This is a genomic window from Streptomyces sp. NPDC001536, from assembly GCF_042894505.1.
In the GTDB taxonomy this organism is placed as follows: Bacteria; Actinomycetota; Actinomycetes; order Streptomycetales; family Streptomycetaceae; genus Streptomyces.
On sequence record NZ_JBIAVQ010000002.1, the window covers coordinates 635,022 to 649,380 of the forward strand.

The following is a 14,359-nucleotide window of genomic DNA, read 5'->3' on the forward strand; positions in this document are numbered from 1 at the left end:
GCGCTCACCGCCTGGCTGGCGGTCAGCCCTCGGTCAGCGTGACGTCCTGCTGCCGGGACGCGTGGAAGCGGGGCAGGGGCAGGCCGCCCTGGGGGGCGAGTTCCATGACGGTGGCCTCTACGTGGGCCGCGCCCGGCTCGAGCGCTCCGGGCGTGGGCTTGCCCGTGTTCTCCCAGCGGTGTTCGGCGCCGTCGCACACGGCCTGGGTGCCGCCGATGCCGTGGCGGACGGACGGGGACTTCTGGCCCACGGAGGAGCTCACGAAGACCGGGCCCGAGTTGCCGAGACAGCGGTAGGTACCGGAGAGCGTGACCGTGCCGTCGGCGGCGATGCGGCCGGCCGGGTCGACGGTGACCGTCTCGTAGGGGTCCGCGGTGGCGGTGGGGGCCGCGGCCATCAGGAGCAGCGCGGCGACGGAGACGGCGATGGCGGGGCGTACGGGCATGGGGATGCCTTCCGGGAGAGCGGAACAGGATTCCCCACTCGTACCGGTCGGGCGCTCCGTCGGGCGTGATCGTCACTCCTTCGGTGGCGAGTCCGCGGCGGTCATCGTGGATCGGTCCTGGTGTTGTCCGCGTGTTGTCACGGTTGGCGTCCGGCCGTTCCGATGAGTTCCCGGCGGGAGCATGGTCTATCCATACGGACGATCCGTACGGATCGTCCTCCGATGTGGAGGTGCGCCATGTGTTCCCACCAGCCTTCGTGCCCTTCCTCCGACGCCCGCGCCTCGCATGTCGTGGCCGCCCACCCCGAGCAGGGATGGAGCCTGTTGTGCGACGGGGCGATCGTCTTCGACGACACGGGTGAGCTGCGGCCGGACGGAAGTGCCGTGGGCCCGGTCGAGCGACTGGCCATGGCGGCCTGACTCCCGGTACCTACGGCAGGACCGCGAAGCCGTCGAGTTCCACCAGCGCCTCTTCGTCCCACAGGCGTACGACCTGGACGACGGCCATCGCGGGGTAGTTCCGGCCCGCCAACCTCCGCCAGACGCCCCCGAGTTCGGCGGCTCGGGTGCGGTAGTCGGCGACATCCGTGGCATAGACGGTGACGCGGGCGAGGTCGGCGGGGGTGCCGCCGGCCGCGGTCAGTGCTCCCAGCAGATTGGTGAGCGCCCTCTCGAACTGCTCGACGAGCCCCTCCCCGACGACCTTCCCGTCGGTGTCGAGGGCGGTCTGGCCGGCGAGGAAGACCACGCGGGTGCCGGTGGCGACGACGGCGTGGGAGAAGCCGGCGGGTGGGGAGAGATGGGGCGGGTTCACGCGCTCGGTGCTCACTGGGGCGCCTCCGTCTCCGCGTACAACTCCTTGGCGATGATGCCGCGTTGGACCTCGCTGGCCCCCTCGTAGATGCGCGGTGCGCGTACCTCGCGGTAGAGGTGTTCGAGGAGGTGGCCACGCTGGAGGGCGCGGGCGCCGTGCAGTTGGACGGCGGCGTCCACGACGTACTGCGCGGTCTCGGTCGCGAGCAGTTTCGCCATCGCGGCGCGCTTGGGGACGCCGGGGGCGCCCTCGTCGTACGCCGTCGCCGCCGCGTACACCATGAGGCGGGCCGCTTCGGTGCGCAGCGCGAGCTCGGCGACCCGGTGGGCGACCGTCTGGAGGTCCCTCAACTTGCCGCCGAACGCGTCCCGTTGAGCGGTGTGGGCGAGGGTCGCGTCCAGGGCCGCCTGCGCCATGCCGACGGCGAAGGCGCCGACGCTGGGACGGAAGAGATTGAGGGTCCCCATCGCCACCCGGAAGCCCCGGTCGGGCTCACCGAGGACGTCGTCGGCGGTCACGGGCACGGCGTCGAAACCGAGGGCGCCGATCGGGTGCGGGGAGAGCATCTCGAGGGCGGTACCGGTGAGTCCGGGACGATCGGCGGGCACGAGGAAGGCGGTCACACCGCGGGCGCCGGCGCCGGGGGTGGTACGGGCGAAGACGGTGTAGAAGTCGGCCTCGGGGGCGTTGGAGATCCAGCACTTCTCCCCGGTGAGCCGCCAACGTGAGGGACCGTCGGGCTCCGCACCGAGGGCCGCCGCTTCCGGCCGGGCACCGACACCGGCCACGACGCCGGGGTCGCCCGCGCCCGACCCGCCGCCGGGCGCCGCGTCCCCCTCCGCTCGCAACCCCAGCGCCGCCGCGTCCGACCCGGCACCCGGCTCGCTCAGGGCGAACGCCGCCACCGCGCGACCCTCGCTCACCGGGGGCAGCCAGCGGTCCCGCTGGGCCGGGGTGCCGTAGGCGTGTACGGGATGGGCGCCCAGTCCCTGCAAGGCGAGCGCGGTCTCCGCCTCCGTGCAGGCGTATGCGAGGGATTCCCGCATCAGGCACAGGTCGAGCGCGCCGGAGGTGAACAGTCGTCGTAGCAGGCCCAGTTGGCCGAGTTCGGCGACCAGCGGGCGGTTGACGCGGCCCGGCTCGCCCTTCTCCGCCAGCGGACGCAACCGCTCCGCGGCCAGGGCGCGCAGCTCCGCACACCAGGCGGTTTGTGCCGGATCGAGCGAGAATGCGGGCATTGCCGGTCCCCTCTCTCCACTGGGCCCTTCGACGATATCGCGTCCCATTGACTGCCGTCACCAAGACGATACGCTCCTTGTGCTAGGGCCTGTCCGGCGGACCAGGCCGGCCGCGACGAACAGTGCGGGCCGACCGACCCGAGCGGGGTCTGGTGCGTGCAGCTGCAAGGCGGAGGAGGGCGGCGACGCGGAGCGTCGGCAACCGACGACAACGCCGCAGATGTGCGTGCCAGACCCCGCGACGCCGGCATGGTCCGCCGGGCAGGCCCTAGGCCACCCACGAAGCCCACAAGGCAGCCCTACCAGGCAGGGGGCGAACCGCCATGAACCTCTCGGCGCATGTCGACACCTTCGCGCGCGACCATCTCCCGCCCCCGGACCAGTGGCCCGAACTCCATTTCGATCTGCCGGAACTGCGGTACCCCGATCGGCTGAACTGTGCCGCCGAGCTGCTGACCGGCCCACCCGACGACGACCCGGTGTTCCACACCCCCACCGGGGACACCTGGACGTACGGCACCCTGCGCGCCCGCGTCGACCGGCTCGCGCATCTGCTCACCGGGGACCTCGGGGTCGTACCCGGCAATCGTGTGCTGCTGCGCGGCCCGACCACGCCCTGGCTCGCGGCCTGCTGGCTGGCGGTGCTGAAGGCGGGCGCGGTCGCGGTGACCGTACTGGCACAGCAGCGGCCGCACGAGCTGGCGACGATGTGCGAGATCGCGCAGGTCAGGCACGCCCTGTGCGACATCCGGGCGGTCGACGACCTGGCGAAGGCCGAGATACCGGGGCTCAGGATCACGGCGTACGGCGGTGACGCGCCCGACGACCTGCTGAACCGGACGGCCCCGGACACGCCGTACCCCGCCGTGCAGACCGCCGCCGACGACGTGGCGCTGATCGCCTTCACCTCCGGCACCACCGGGCGCCCCAAGGGCTGCATGCACTTCCACCGGGATGTGCTCGCGATAGCCGACACCTTCTCGCGGCATGTGCTGCGCCCCCATGTGGACGACGTCTTCGCCGGCAGCCCGCCGCTCGGGTTCACCTTCGGGCTCGGCGGGCTCGTCGTCTTCCCGATGCGGGCCGGCGCCAGCGCGCTGCTGCTCGAACAGGCCGGTCCCAAGCAGCTGTTGCCCGCGATCGCCGCCCACCGGGTCTCCGTCGTGTTCACCGCTCCGACCGCCTACCGCGCGATGCTCGACGAGCTGGACGGGTACGACATCACCTCCCTGCGCCGCTGTGTCTCCGCCGGCGAGAACCTCCCCGCGGCCACCTGGCAGGCCTGGCACGAGCGGACCGGGCTGCGCATCATCAACGGCATCGGCGCGACCGAGCTGCTGCACATCTTCATCTCGGCGGCCGACGAGGAGATCAGGCCGGGGACCACCGGGGTGCCGGTACCGGGGTGGCACGCGCGCGTGGTCGACGAGGAGGGGCAGGACCGGCCCGACGGAGAGCCCGGTCTGCTCGCCGTACGCGGGCCCGTCGGCTGCCGCTATCTCGCCGATCCGCGGCAACGCGAGTACGTGCGCGGTGGCTGGAACATCACCGGGGACACGTACGTCCGTGAGGGCGACGGCTACTTCCGCTATGTCGCCCGCGCGGACGACATGATCATCTCGGCCGGGTACAACATCGCGGGCCCCGAGGTCGAGGACGCGTTGCTGCGCCACCCGGACGTCGTGGAGGCCGCGGTCGTGGGGCGGCCGGACGAGGCACGCGGGCAGGTCGTCGTGGCGTACGCCGTGGTCAAGGAGGGCGCCGAGCGGAACGCCGAGACGCTGCGCGCGTTCGTGAAGGCGGAGCTGGCGCCGTACAAGTGTCCGCGCGAGATCGTCTTCCTGGACGCGCTGCCGCGCACGGCGACCGGCAAGCTCCAGAGGTTCAGGTTGCGCACCGGGGGTGACCAGCAGTGATGCCGACGACCTAAGATGATCAACGTGTCCGACCAGCATGCACCACGGTCTCTCATCGTCACGCTCTACGGCGCCTACGGCCGCTTCGTGCCCGGCCCGGTACCGGTCGCCGAGCTCATCCGGCTGCTCGCGGCGGTGGGCGTGGACGCCCCCTCCGTGCGGTCGTCGGTGTCCAGACTCAAACGGCGCGGGCTGCTCGTGCCGGCCCGCACGATACAGGGCGCGGCCGGGTACGAACTGTCGCCGGACGCCCGCCAGTTGATGGAGGACGGCGACCGGCGCATCTACGCCGTCGAGCCGCCCGAGGACGAGGGCTGGGTGCTCGCCGTGTTCTCCGTGCCGGAGTCGGAGCGGCAGAAGCGGCATGTGCTGCGCTCACGGCTGGCCGGTCTCGGCTTCGGCACCGCGGCACCGGGCGTCTGGATCGCGCCCGCGCGGCTGTACGAGGAGGCGCGGCACGTGCTCCAGCGGCTACGCCTCGACCCGTACGTCGACTTCTTCCGCGGCGAGCACCTCGGCTACGCCCCGACCGCCGAGTCCGTGGCCCGCTGGTGGGATCTCGCGGCGATCGCCAAGGAGCACGAGGAGTTCCTCGACCGCCACGCGCGCGTGCTGTCGCAGTGGGAGCAGCGCGAGGACACCCCGCCCGAGGAGGCGTACCGCGACTACCTCCTCGCCCTGGACTCCTGGCGCCATCTCCCCTACGCCGATCCCGGCCTGCCCGCCCGGCTGCTCCCGGAGGACTGGCCGGGCAGCCGCTCGGCGGCGGTGTTCCGGGGACTGCACCGGCGGCTGCGGGACGCGGGGGCCGGCTTCGCCGGGGTGTGACCGCACGCACAACACAGGCGGCTAAGGGAACCCTCAGGTTCCTCCGCCCCTCTTCTCAAGTTTCTTACCTAGGGTCCCTCAGGTCGCCCGAAGGCAAGGAAGAGGACTGTTGCGCATGACCACCACGGCAAGGGCTCAGGGAGCCACGGTCTGGCTCACCGGGCTGCCGAGCGCGGGCAAGACGACCATCGCCCGCCGTCTCGGTGAGCGGCTGAAGGCCGAGGGGCACCGGGTGGAGGTCCTCGACGGCGACGAGATACGCCGCTTCCTCTTCGCGGGGCTGGGCTTCTCGCGGGCGGACCGCACCACGAACGTGCAGCGCATCGGGCTGGTGTCCGAGGTCCTCGCGCGCAACGGCGTGCTGTCCGTCGTCCCCGTCATCGCGCCCTACGCCGACAGCCGCGAGGCCGTCCGCAAGCGGCACGAGGCGAGCGGGTCACGGTCCGCCCCTCCGGCGCGAGCTCCGAGATCACCGGCATCGACGTGCTCGGCGTCCCCGCCGAGGTGGCGTACGCGCCGCGGTCGATCGCGGTGCGTCTCGCGGACCAGGGGGACGTCTCGCGCGGCGACATGATCACCGCCGGTGTCGGGCGGCCGTCTCCCATCTGGCCGACCGTCCGCTGCGGGTCGGCGACCGCGCGCTGGTGCGGCACACGACACGGACGGTCAAGGCGATCGTCAAGGACCTCGACGGCGCCGGGGAGTTGAGCGCGAACGACCTCGGTCGAGTCACGCTGCGCACGGCCGAGCCGCTCGCCGTGGACGACTACGCGGTCTCCCGGCGCACCGGTGCGTTCATCCTGGTCGACCCGGCGGACGGGGCAACTCTCACGGCGGGCATGGTCTAGCTCCCGTAGCGACCTTCACTCGAACGCCCTCAAGTCCCCAGCGTCAGGCGGGGCTTGGGGGCGTCCGTGCGTCCTGTCTGCGGTCGGCGACTGCCCGCCCGGTACGGGTCCGGCCAGCCGACGCCGGGCCCCTCGTACCCCTGCTCGGCCGCCGCGTGCAGCGTCCAGTGCGGGTCGTAGAGGTGCGGGCGGCCCAGGGCGCACAGATCCGTACGCCCGGCCAGGATCAGGGAATTGACGTCGTCCCAGGAGGAGATCGCACCGACCGCGATCACCGGGAGCCCGGTCTCATGGCGGATGCGGTCCGCGAAGGGCGTCTGGTACGACCGCCCGTACTCGGGCCGTTCGTCCGCCACGACCTGCCCGGTCGACACGTCGATCGCGTCGGCGCCGTGCGCGGCGAAGGCACGGGCGATCTCGACGGCGTCCTCGGCGGACGTGCCGCCCTCCGCCCAGTCGGTGGCGGAGATCCGGACCGTCATGGGCCGTTCCTCCGGCCACACTCCCCGTATGGCGTCGAAGACCTCCAGAGGGAACCGGAGCCGCTTCGCGAGCGAGCCTCCGTAGGCGTCCGTGCGGCGGTTGGTGAGCGGGGAGAGGAAACCGGACAGCAGATAGCCGTGCGCGCAGTGCAGTTCGAGCAGGTCGAAGCCGGCGCGGGCGGCCCGCCAGGCGGCTGCGGTGAACTGTTCGCGCAGGTCGGTGAGTTGGGCACGGCTGAGCCCGTGCGGGGTTTGGTTGGCGGGTGTGTACGGGATCGGGGACGCGGCCACGAGGGGCCAGTTGCCGTCGGGCAGCGGCTCGTCGATGCCCTCCCACATCAGCTTGGTCGAGCCCTTGCGGCCGCTGTGGCCGAGCTGGACGCCGATCGCGGTGCCGGGTGCCTGGGTGTGCACGAAGCCGGTGATCCGCTTCCACGCCTCGGCCTGCTTGCCGGTGTAGAGGCCGGTGCAGCCGGGGGTGATACGGCCCTCCGCGCTGACGCACACCATCTCGGTCATCACCAGACCCGCGCCGCCGAGCGCCCTCGCCCCGAGGTGGACGAGGTGGAAGTCGCCGGGGAGGCCGTCGGTCGCCGAGTACATGTCCATGGGCGACACCACGACCCGGTTGCGCAGGGTCAGGCCGCGCAGCCGGAACGGGGTGAACATCGGGGGCGTACCGGGTGGGCAGCCGAACTCCCGCTCCACGGCGCCGGTGAAGCGGGCGTCGCGCAGCCGGAGGTTGTCGTGGGTGACGCGGCGGCTGCGGGTGAGCAGGTTGAAGGCGAACTGGCGGGGCGGCTGGTCGAGATAGCGGGCGAGGTTCTCGAACCACTCCAGGCTGGCGCGGGCGGCACGCTGGGTGGAGGCGACGACGGGTTTGCGTTCCGTCTCGTAGGCGGTCAACGCCCGCTCCAGTGAGGGCTGTTCCTCCAGACAGGCGGCCAGGGCGAGGGCGTCCTCCACCGCGAGCTTGGTGCCCGAGCCGATCGAGAAGTGCGCGGTGTGGGCGGCGTCGCCGAGGAGGACGGTGTTGCCGTGGGACCAGTGTTCGTTGACGACCGTACGGAAGGTGGTCCAGGCCGACTTGTTGGACCTCAGCGGCCTGCCGCCGAGCGCGTCCGCGAAGATCTTGGCGCAGCGCTCGACCGACCCCTGTTCGTCCAGGTCCGCGAAGCCGGCCGCCCGCCAGACCTGTTCGTGCATCTCGACGATCACCGTCGAGGCGTCCGCCGCGTACGGGTAGCCGTGCAGCTGCATCACCCCGTGTTCCGTCTCGGCGATCTCGAAGCGGAAGGCGTCGAAGGCGAAGTCTGCGGCGAGCCAGATGTAGCGGCAGTGGTGGGTGGTCACATGGGGGCGGAACGCCTGGGCGTGGGTCTCGCGGGTGGTGCTGTTGACTCCGTCGGCGGCGATGACGAGGTCGTGGGTCGTCGCGAGGTCGGGTGGGGCTTCGGTGCGGAAGCGGAGGTCCACGCCGAGGGTGCGGCAGCGGTTGTGGAGGATCTCCAGGAGGCGTTTCCTGCCGAGTGCGGCGAAGCCGTGTCCTCCGGAGGTGTGGCGGGTGCCTCGGTGGACGATGTCGATGTTGTCCCAGCGGGTGAAGTGCTGTTGCAGGGCTGTGTAGACCTCTGGGTCCGCGTGCTCGATTCCGCCCAGGGTTTCGTCGGAGAGGACCACTCCGAAGCCGAAGGTGTCGTCGGGGGCGTTGCGTTCCCAGACGGTGATGTCCCGGGCCGGGTCGAGGCGTTTCAGCAACGCTGCCGCGTACAGGCCGCCGGGGCCACCGCCGATGATCGCGACTCGTAGGGGGTGGCTAAGCAAAGGGGGCGACTGGCGGCCGTCTGTGGCTGGTCGCGCAGTTCCCCGCGCCCCTAGCCGTGCCATAGTCACCGTCCTTGCCATTTGGGCGGCCTCTTCTCCGTGAACGCCGCATGGAACTCCGCGTAGTCCTCGCCGTTCATCAGCAAAGCCTGGGTCGACGCATCGAGCTCCACCGCCGCCGCCAACGGCATGTCCAGTTCCGCCGTGAGCAGTGCCTTCGTCTGGGCGTACGCCAGTGCCGGACCCTCGGCCAGGCGGCGGGCCAGCGTCTGGGCCGCCTCGTCCACGCCGCCCTCGTCCGTCAGCTCGCTGATCAGGCCGATGCGCTCGGCCTCCGGCGCACGGACCGGCTCCCCCAGCATCAGCAGGCGGGTCGCGTGGCCGAGCCCGACCACCCTCGGCAACAGATACGCCGCGCCCATGTCGCCGCCGGACAGACCCACCCGGGTGAAGAGGAAGGCGAACCGGGCCGTGGGGTCGGCCACCCTGAAGTCCGCCGCCAGGGCCAGTACCGCTCCCGCGCCCGCCGCCACGCCGTGCACGGCCGCGATCACCGGGAACGGGCACTCCCGTACCGCCCGCACGACCTGTCCGGTCATCCGGTTGAAGTCGAGGAGCTGGGCGGTGTCCATGGACAGGGTCGCGCCGATGATCTCGTCCACGTCGCCGCCGGAGCAGAAGCCGCGGCCCTCGCCGGCCAGTACCAGGGCGCGTACCGACCGCTCCCGGGAGAGCTCGGCGAGCAGGTCGCGCAGGTCGGCGTAGGCGCCGAAGGTGAGCGCGTTGAGTTTGTCGGGGCGGGCGAGGGTCACGGTGGCGACGCCGGACGCGACCTCCACGCGCAGATGTTCCCAGTGGTCGGTGCGGGCGGCGGAGCCGGTGAAGGGACTCATGCGGTGCGGCCTCCCCAGACGAGGTGCGCTCTACCCTTCGAAGCTATCACCCATCTTTGACTGTCGTCACGAGTGCGCGATAGCACCATACGGATGTGACCTGGACCGGTCACATCTGTCACGGCTCCTCGACAGAGCCGCTACGGCGGGAGCAGCCGTGCGAGGCAAGCCGTTGTGAGGGGTAAGCCGCTCGGTAACGGGGCCTAAGGTCCCGTACGGTGCCCGTCGGATGCCTCTGCCGGGCGGCGCCGTACCATTCATAAGGTTGAAAGCAGGACAGCCTGCTCATGAACGGAACCGCCTTGCAAGATCGCCCCTCAGCCTCCGCCTCCTGGCGCATCGCGCTGCCGCACTCCGCAGCGGCCGTGCCCGTCGCCCGTGCGCTGGTGCGCACGGCACTGGCCGAGCTGAAGCACGGGGCCGACAGCGACACCGCTGAGCTGCTGACGGCCGAGCTGGTCGCGAACGCCGTGGAGCACACCGCCGGGGACGCCCCGATAGAGCTCGTCGTGGAGCTGCTGCCCAGCGGCTGCCAGGTCGAGGTCCACGACCCGGACCCGGCGCCGCCCGGCAACCTCACCCGTCCCGTGGACACCGAGCCGGACCCCTGGCAGGAGCACGGGCGCGGTCTGCTGCTGATCCGCACCCTCAGCTCGTCCTGCGGGCACCGCCCCACCGAGTCCGGCAAGGCGGTCTGGTTCAGGCTGCCGGTGGTACCGCCGCAGTGGAAGCCCGCGTAACCGTCACGCCAGCGTCGCCACCAGGACCGCCTTGATCGTGTGCATCCGGTTCTCCGCCTCGTCGAAGACGACGGAGTGCGCCGACTCGAACACCTCGTCGGTCACCTCCAGCGACGTAAGGCCATGGGAGTCGTAGATCTCCTGCCCGACCTTGGTCCCCAGGTCATGGAAAGCCGGCAGGCAGTGCAGGAACTTGACATCCGGATTCCCCGTCGCGCGCAGGACGTCCATGGTCACGGCGTACGCCGACAGCGCGGCGATCCGCTCGTCCCAGACCTCCTTGGGCTCACCCATGGAGACCCAGACGTCGGTGGCGACGAAATCGGCGCCCGCGACCCCCTCCTCCAGGGACTCGGTGAGGGTGATCCGGGCCCCGCTGTCGACGGCGAGCTGACGGGCCCGTTCCACGATGTCCTGGGCGGGCCAGTAGGTCTTCGGGGCGACGATCCGGACGTCCATGCCGAGCAGGGCGCCGGTGATCAGGTAGGAGTTGCCCATGTTGAAGCGGGCGTCGCCCAGGTAGGCGAAGGCGATCTCCTCGACCGGCTTGCCGCTGTGCTCGGTCATCGTCAGCACGTCGGCGAGCATCTGGGTGGGGTGCCAGTCGTCGGTGAGACCGTTGTAGACGGGGACGCCGGCGAACGCGGCCAGCTCCTCGACCTTCTGCTGGCTGTCCCCGCGGTACTCGATGCCGTCGTACATCCGGCCCAGCACACGGGCGGTGTCCTTGACGGACTCCTTGTGCCCGATCTGCGAGCCCGAGGGGTCCAGGTACGTGGTGGAGGCACCCTGGTCGGCGGCCGCGACCTCGAACGCGCAGCGGGTGCGCGTCGAGGTCTTCTCGAAGATGAGAGCGATGTTCCTGCCCCGCAGGTACGGGGTCTCGGTCCCGGCCTTCTTCGCCGCCTTCAGCTCGGCGGCCAGCTCGATCAGAGCCAGGAACTCCGGCCCGGTGAAGTCGAGCTCCTTGAGGAAGTGGCGCCCGGCGAGGGCGGTCGGGACGGTCGCCATGGGGGCGCTCCAGGGATACGAGTGACACGGACCTGTGGAAGTCTATACGACGTCCAGCATTTCTATGCGATCCCCTGTGCGACTATACGGCCGCACGTTCGACCGGACAGCTCATACAGCGCGGTCCGCCCCTCCCCCGCCCCAGTTCGCTGCCCGGGATCTCGATGACCTCGATGCCCTGCTTGCGCAGATGGGTGTTGGTGGTGGCGTTGCGCTCATAGGCGACGACGACGCCCGGTTCGACGGCGAGGACGTTGCAGCCGTCGTCCCACTGCTCGCGCGCGGCGGCGTGCACGTCCTGGGTCGCGGTCAGGACGCGGATCTCGCTGAGCCCGAGGGCGGCCGCGATCGCGCGGTGCATGTGCTCGGGCGGATGGTCGGTGACCTTGAGCTCCTTGTCGCCGACGCCCGGTTCGATGGTGTACGAGCGGAGCATGCCGAGCCCGGCGTACTGGGTGAAGGTGTCGCCGTCGACCATCGTCATCACGGTGTCGAGGTGCATGAAGGCCCGCCGCTTGGGCATGTCGAGCGCCACGATCGTCTGCGCGGACCCGGCGTCGAACAGCTTGTGCGCGAGCATCTCCACGGCCTGGGGCGTGGTCCGCTCGCTCATGCCGATGAGGACGGCGCCGTTGCCGATGACGAGGACGTCCCCGCCCTCGATGGTGGACGGGTAGTCGGCCTGGCCCTCGCTCCACACGCGGAACGTTTCGTCACGGAAGAGGGGGTGGTGCCGGTAGATCGCCTCGAAGTGGACCGTCTCGCGCTGCCGGGCCGGCCAGCGCATGGCGTTGACGGAGACGCCGTCGTAGATCCAGGCGGAGGTGTCGCGGGTGAAGAGGTGGTTGGGCAGGGGGGCGAGGAGGAAGTCGTCGAGGTCCATCACATGGAAGCGGACGGAGACCGGCTCCTCGTGCGCCTCCAGGAACTCCCTCTTGGTCATGCCGCCGACGAGCGCCTCGACCAGCTCGGCCGGGGGCAGCGACTCGAAGGCGGCACGGAGGTGGTCGGTGGCCAGGACGCCGTACTCCTTCTCGTCGAAGACCCGGTCCAGGACGAGGGTGCGGGCCGCCGGGATCGCCAGGGCCTCGGTGAGCAGGTCGCCGAAGAGATGGACGGTGACCCCGCGGTCGCGCAGCACGTCCGCGAACCCGTCGTGCTCGGCGCGCGCCCGGCGCACCCACAGCACGTCGTCGAAGAGGAGCGCGTCCTTGTTGCCGGGGGTGAGCCTTTTGAGCTCGAGATCCGGCCGGTGCAGGATGACGCGGCGCAGCCGCCCGGCCTCGGAGTCGACATGGAATCCCATGACTCCATCCTGACCACCGAAGACCGTCTTCACCCCCCGCTTGACCACTTCCCTTTCTCGTCCTCTTGACGATAAACGCGTCACCTGGTTATCGTCGTCGAGACGAAAAGAGGGTCTCGTGGCAGACATCACCCGGCGCCTGGGCTGGCGCCATCTGCGTGGCGCACCGACCGCGCATGTGCGGCACCACCGCGGCGGAAAGCTCCTGCACGACGGGCCGGGCCTGAGCTTCTGGTTCCGTGCCCTGACCGCCGCGCTCTCCGAAGTCCCGGTCGACGACCGGGAGTTGGCGATGACCTTCCACGCCCGCACCTCCGACTTCCAGGACGTGACGGTGCAGGCGACCGTGACCTACCGGATCAGCGACCCGGCGCTCGCCGCGGCCCGCCTGGACTTCTCCATCGACCCGGACACGGGCGCCTGGCGCGGCACACCGCTGGAGCAACTGGGCACACTGCTCACGGAGACGGCGCAGCAGCACGCGCTGGACGTGGTCGCCCGTACGTCGCTGTCGGCGGCGCTGGTGGACGGGGTGGCGGCGGTACGGGAGCGGGTCGCGGCGGGGCTGGCGGCGGAACCGCGGCTGCCGGCCACCGGGATCGAGGTGGTGGCCGTCCGCGTGGTGGCGCTGCGACCGGAACCCGAGGTGGAGCGGGCCCTGCGCACCCCCGCCCGTGAGCAGATCCAGCAGGAGGCGGACCGGGCGACGTACGAGCGACGGGCGGTGGCGGTCGAGCGGGAGCGGACGATCGCCGAGAACGAGCTGGACAGCCAGATCGAACTCGCCCGGCGCGAGGAGCAGTTGGTCGAGCAGCGCGGCACGAACGCCCGGCGCGAGGCGGAGGAGCATGCGGCGGCGGACGCGGTACGGGCGGAGGCCGAGGCGGCGCGGGCCGTGCGGCTCTCCCGGGCCGAGGCCGAGGGGGCGCGGGCCGTGGGTGAGGCGCGGGCGCAGGCACAGGAGGCGTGGCTGCGGGTGCACGGGGACGTGGACGTGGCGGTGCTGCACGCGCTCACCGGGGCCCGGCTCGCGGAGAACCTGCCGCACATCGAGAACCTCACCGTCTCCCCCGACGTCCTGACCGGCCTGCTGGCCAAGCTGGGCGGCACCCGGGAACAGGCATGAGCCTCGCCCCGCGCGTCGTCCTCGTCCACCGCACCACGGAGTACGAGGAGTTGGTGGCCCACCACGGCACCCACGGCCAGGCCGCCTTCTTCCTCTCCTCCCGCGGCCGGGACATCGAGGAGGTGGCCGAACGCCACCGCCGTACGCGCAGAGCGCTGGCGGAGGTGACCGCGGCGATCCCTCTGACCTGGCGTCAGTCCCGGGTGGAACGCGCCGACTTGGACCGCTTCCTGTTCGCCCCTGAGGACGTGGTGGTCGTGGTCGGCCAGGACGGACTCGTGGCGAACGCGGCCAAGTACCTCTCCGGGCAGCCGGTGGTGGGCATCGACACGGACCCCGGCCGCAATCCGGGCGTGCTGGTCCGCCACCGTCCCCAGGACGCCGCGAAACTCCTGACATCCGGCACCCCACCGGTCGACGAACTCACCATGGTCGAGGCGGTCGCCGACGACAGCCAGCGCCTGGTCGCCCTCAACGAGATCTACCTGGGCGCCCCGGGCCACCAGACCGCCCGCTACCGCCTGGGCCTCGACGACCACGGGGGTGCCGCCGAGGCCCAGGCTTCCTCCGGAGTGCTGGTGGGCACGGGGACGGGCGCGACGGGGTGGGTGCGGTCGGTGTGGCAGGAACGGGGCAGCCGGCTGTCCCTGCCCCGCCCCACCGAGGACCGCCTGCTGTGGTTCGTCCGCGAGGCCTGGCCCTCGCCGGCCACCGGTACCTCACTGGTGGCCGGCGAGCTGCCGGCGCCGGCCGCGCTGCACCTCACCGTCGAGTCCGAACGGCTGATCGCGTTCGGGGACGGGATGGAGTCGGACGCCCTGGAGCTGACCTGGGGCCAGAGCGTCCGGGTGGGTGTGCACGCGGAGCGGCTGAGACTGGTCGGCTGAC

13 protein-coding genes and 2 pseudogenes are annotated in these 14,359 nt (G+C 71.4%); 8 read left to right on the plus strand and 7 right to left on the minus strand.

Annotated features, from left to right (window positions below; all coding sequences use genetic code 11):
* Window positions 1-22 precede the first annotated feature (22 nt).
* The gene (locus ACFY0U_RS07930) at window positions 23-445 is read right to left on the minus strand and encodes a DUF6299 family protein (RefSeq protein ID WP_388631865.1); all 423 of its coding nucleotides are present in this window, start codon (window positions 443-445) and stop codon (window positions 23-25) included.
* A gap of 237 nt (window positions 446-682) precedes the next feature.
* On the opposite strand from ACFY0U_RS07930, the gene ACFY0U_RS07935 reads away from it, so the two are divergent.
* Complete coding sequence (locus ACFY0U_RS07935) at window positions 683-865, plus strand: DUF5999 family protein (RefSeq protein ID WP_388631868.1); 183 nt, start codon at window positions 683-685, stop codon at window positions 863-865.
* A 10-nt stretch (window positions 866-875) separates the two neighbouring features.
* Here the strand turns inward: ACFY0U_RS07935 and ACFY0U_RS07940 are convergent, their stop codons facing one another.
* Window positions 876-1,274 (minus strand): RidA family protein, encoded by a 399-nt coding sequence (locus ACFY0U_RS07940; RefSeq protein ID WP_384166916.1) that lies wholly within the window; start codon window positions 1,272-1,274, stop codon window positions 876-878.
* Window positions 1,271-2,497: an acyl-CoA dehydrogenase family protein gene (locus tag ACFY0U_RS07945; protein ID WP_388631872.1), complete on the minus strand. Its 1,227-nt coding sequence runs from the start codon at window positions 2,495-2,497 to the stop codon at window positions 1,271-1,273. The genes ACFY0U_RS07940 and ACFY0U_RS07945 overlap by 4 nt, the downstream gene beginning before the upstream one ends.
* A 323-nt stretch (window positions 2,498-2,820) precedes the next feature.
* On the opposite strand from ACFY0U_RS07945, the gene ACFY0U_RS07950 reads away from it, so the two are divergent.
* The 4 genes and pseudogenes from ACFY0U_RS07950 to ACFY0U_RS07965 all read left to right on the plus strand — a co-directional run.
* Window positions 2,821-4,413, plus strand: coding sequence for an AMP-binding protein (locus tag ACFY0U_RS07950; RefSeq protein WP_388631875.1), 1,593 nt, complete (start codon window positions 2,821-2,823; stop codon window positions 4,411-4,413).
* Window positions 4,414-4,428: 15 nt separating this feature from the next.
* Window positions 4,429-5,241 carry a PaaX family transcriptional regulator C-terminal domain-containing protein gene (locus tag ACFY0U_RS07955; protein WP_388631878.1) on the plus strand — a complete coding sequence of 271 codons (813 nt, stop codon included), beginning with the start codon at window positions 4,429-4,431 and terminating at the stop codon, window positions 5,239-5,241.
* An 85-nt stretch (window positions 5,242-5,326) separates the two neighbouring features.
* Window positions 5,327-5,680: pseudogene (locus tag ACFY0U_RS07960) on the plus strand (adenylyl-sulfate kinase); the annotation flags it as partial.
* A pseudogene (locus ACFY0U_RS07965) lies at window positions 5,668-6,089 on the plus strand (hypothetical protein); the annotation flags it as partial. The pseudogenes ACFY0U_RS07960 and ACFY0U_RS07965, both read left to right, overlap by 13 nt.
* A 29-nt stretch (window positions 6,090-6,118) precedes the next feature.
* Here the strand turns inward: ACFY0U_RS07965 and ACFY0U_RS07970 are convergent.
* Together ACFY0U_RS07970 and ACFY0U_RS07975 are read right to left on the minus strand one after the other, a co-directional pair.
* Complete coding sequence (locus tag ACFY0U_RS07970; RefSeq protein ID WP_388631881.1) at window positions 6,119-8,476, minus strand: bifunctional salicylyl-CoA 5-hydroxylase/oxidoreductase; 2,358 nt, start codon at window positions 8,474-8,476, stop codon at window positions 6,119-6,121.
* Window positions 8,461-9,288, minus strand: coding sequence for an enoyl-CoA hydratase family protein (locus ACFY0U_RS07975; RefSeq protein WP_388631884.1), 828 nt, complete (start codon window positions 9,286-9,288; stop codon window positions 8,461-8,463). The genes ACFY0U_RS07970 and ACFY0U_RS07975 overlap by 16 nt, the downstream gene beginning before the upstream one ends.
* A gap of 287 nt (window positions 9,289-9,575) precedes the next feature.
* On the opposite strand from ACFY0U_RS07975, the gene ACFY0U_RS07980 reads away from it, so the two are divergent.
* On the plus strand, window positions 9,576-10,028 hold the full coding sequence (locus tag ACFY0U_RS07980; RefSeq protein WP_388631887.1) for an ATP-binding protein: 453 nt from the start codon (window positions 9,576-9,578) through the stop codon (window positions 10,026-10,028).
* 3 nt (window positions 10,029-10,031) lie between these two features.
* Here the strand turns inward: ACFY0U_RS07980 and argF are convergent, their stop codons facing one another.
* Window positions 10,032-11,039 (minus strand): ornithine carbamoyltransferase, encoded by a 1,008-nt coding sequence (argF, locus tag ACFY0U_RS07985; RefSeq protein WP_388631890.1) that lies wholly within the window; start codon window positions 11,037-11,039, stop codon window positions 10,032-10,034.
* 82 nt (window positions 11,040-11,121) lie between these two features.
* Window positions 11,122-12,345, minus strand: a complete 1,224-nt coding sequence (locus tag ACFY0U_RS07990) for an arginine deiminase (RefSeq protein ID WP_388631892.1) — start codon at window positions 12,343-12,345, stop codon at window positions 11,122-11,124.
* A gap of 118 nt (window positions 12,346-12,463) precedes the next feature.
* On the opposite strand from ACFY0U_RS07990, the gene ACFY0U_RS07995 reads away from it, so the two are divergent.
* Window positions 12,464-13,471 carry an SPFH domain-containing protein gene (locus tag ACFY0U_RS07995; RefSeq protein WP_388631894.1) on the plus strand — a complete coding sequence of 336 codons (1,008 nt, stop codon included), beginning with the start codon at window positions 12,464-12,466 and terminating at the stop codon, window positions 13,469-13,471.
* A complete protein-coding gene (locus tag ACFY0U_RS08000; RefSeq protein WP_388631897.1) occupies window positions 13,468-14,358 on the plus strand; it encodes a hypothetical protein in 891 nt (296 codons plus the stop codon). The genes ACFY0U_RS07995 and ACFY0U_RS08000 overlap by 4 nt, the downstream gene beginning before the upstream one ends.
* Window position 14,359: the final 1 nt, after the last annotated feature.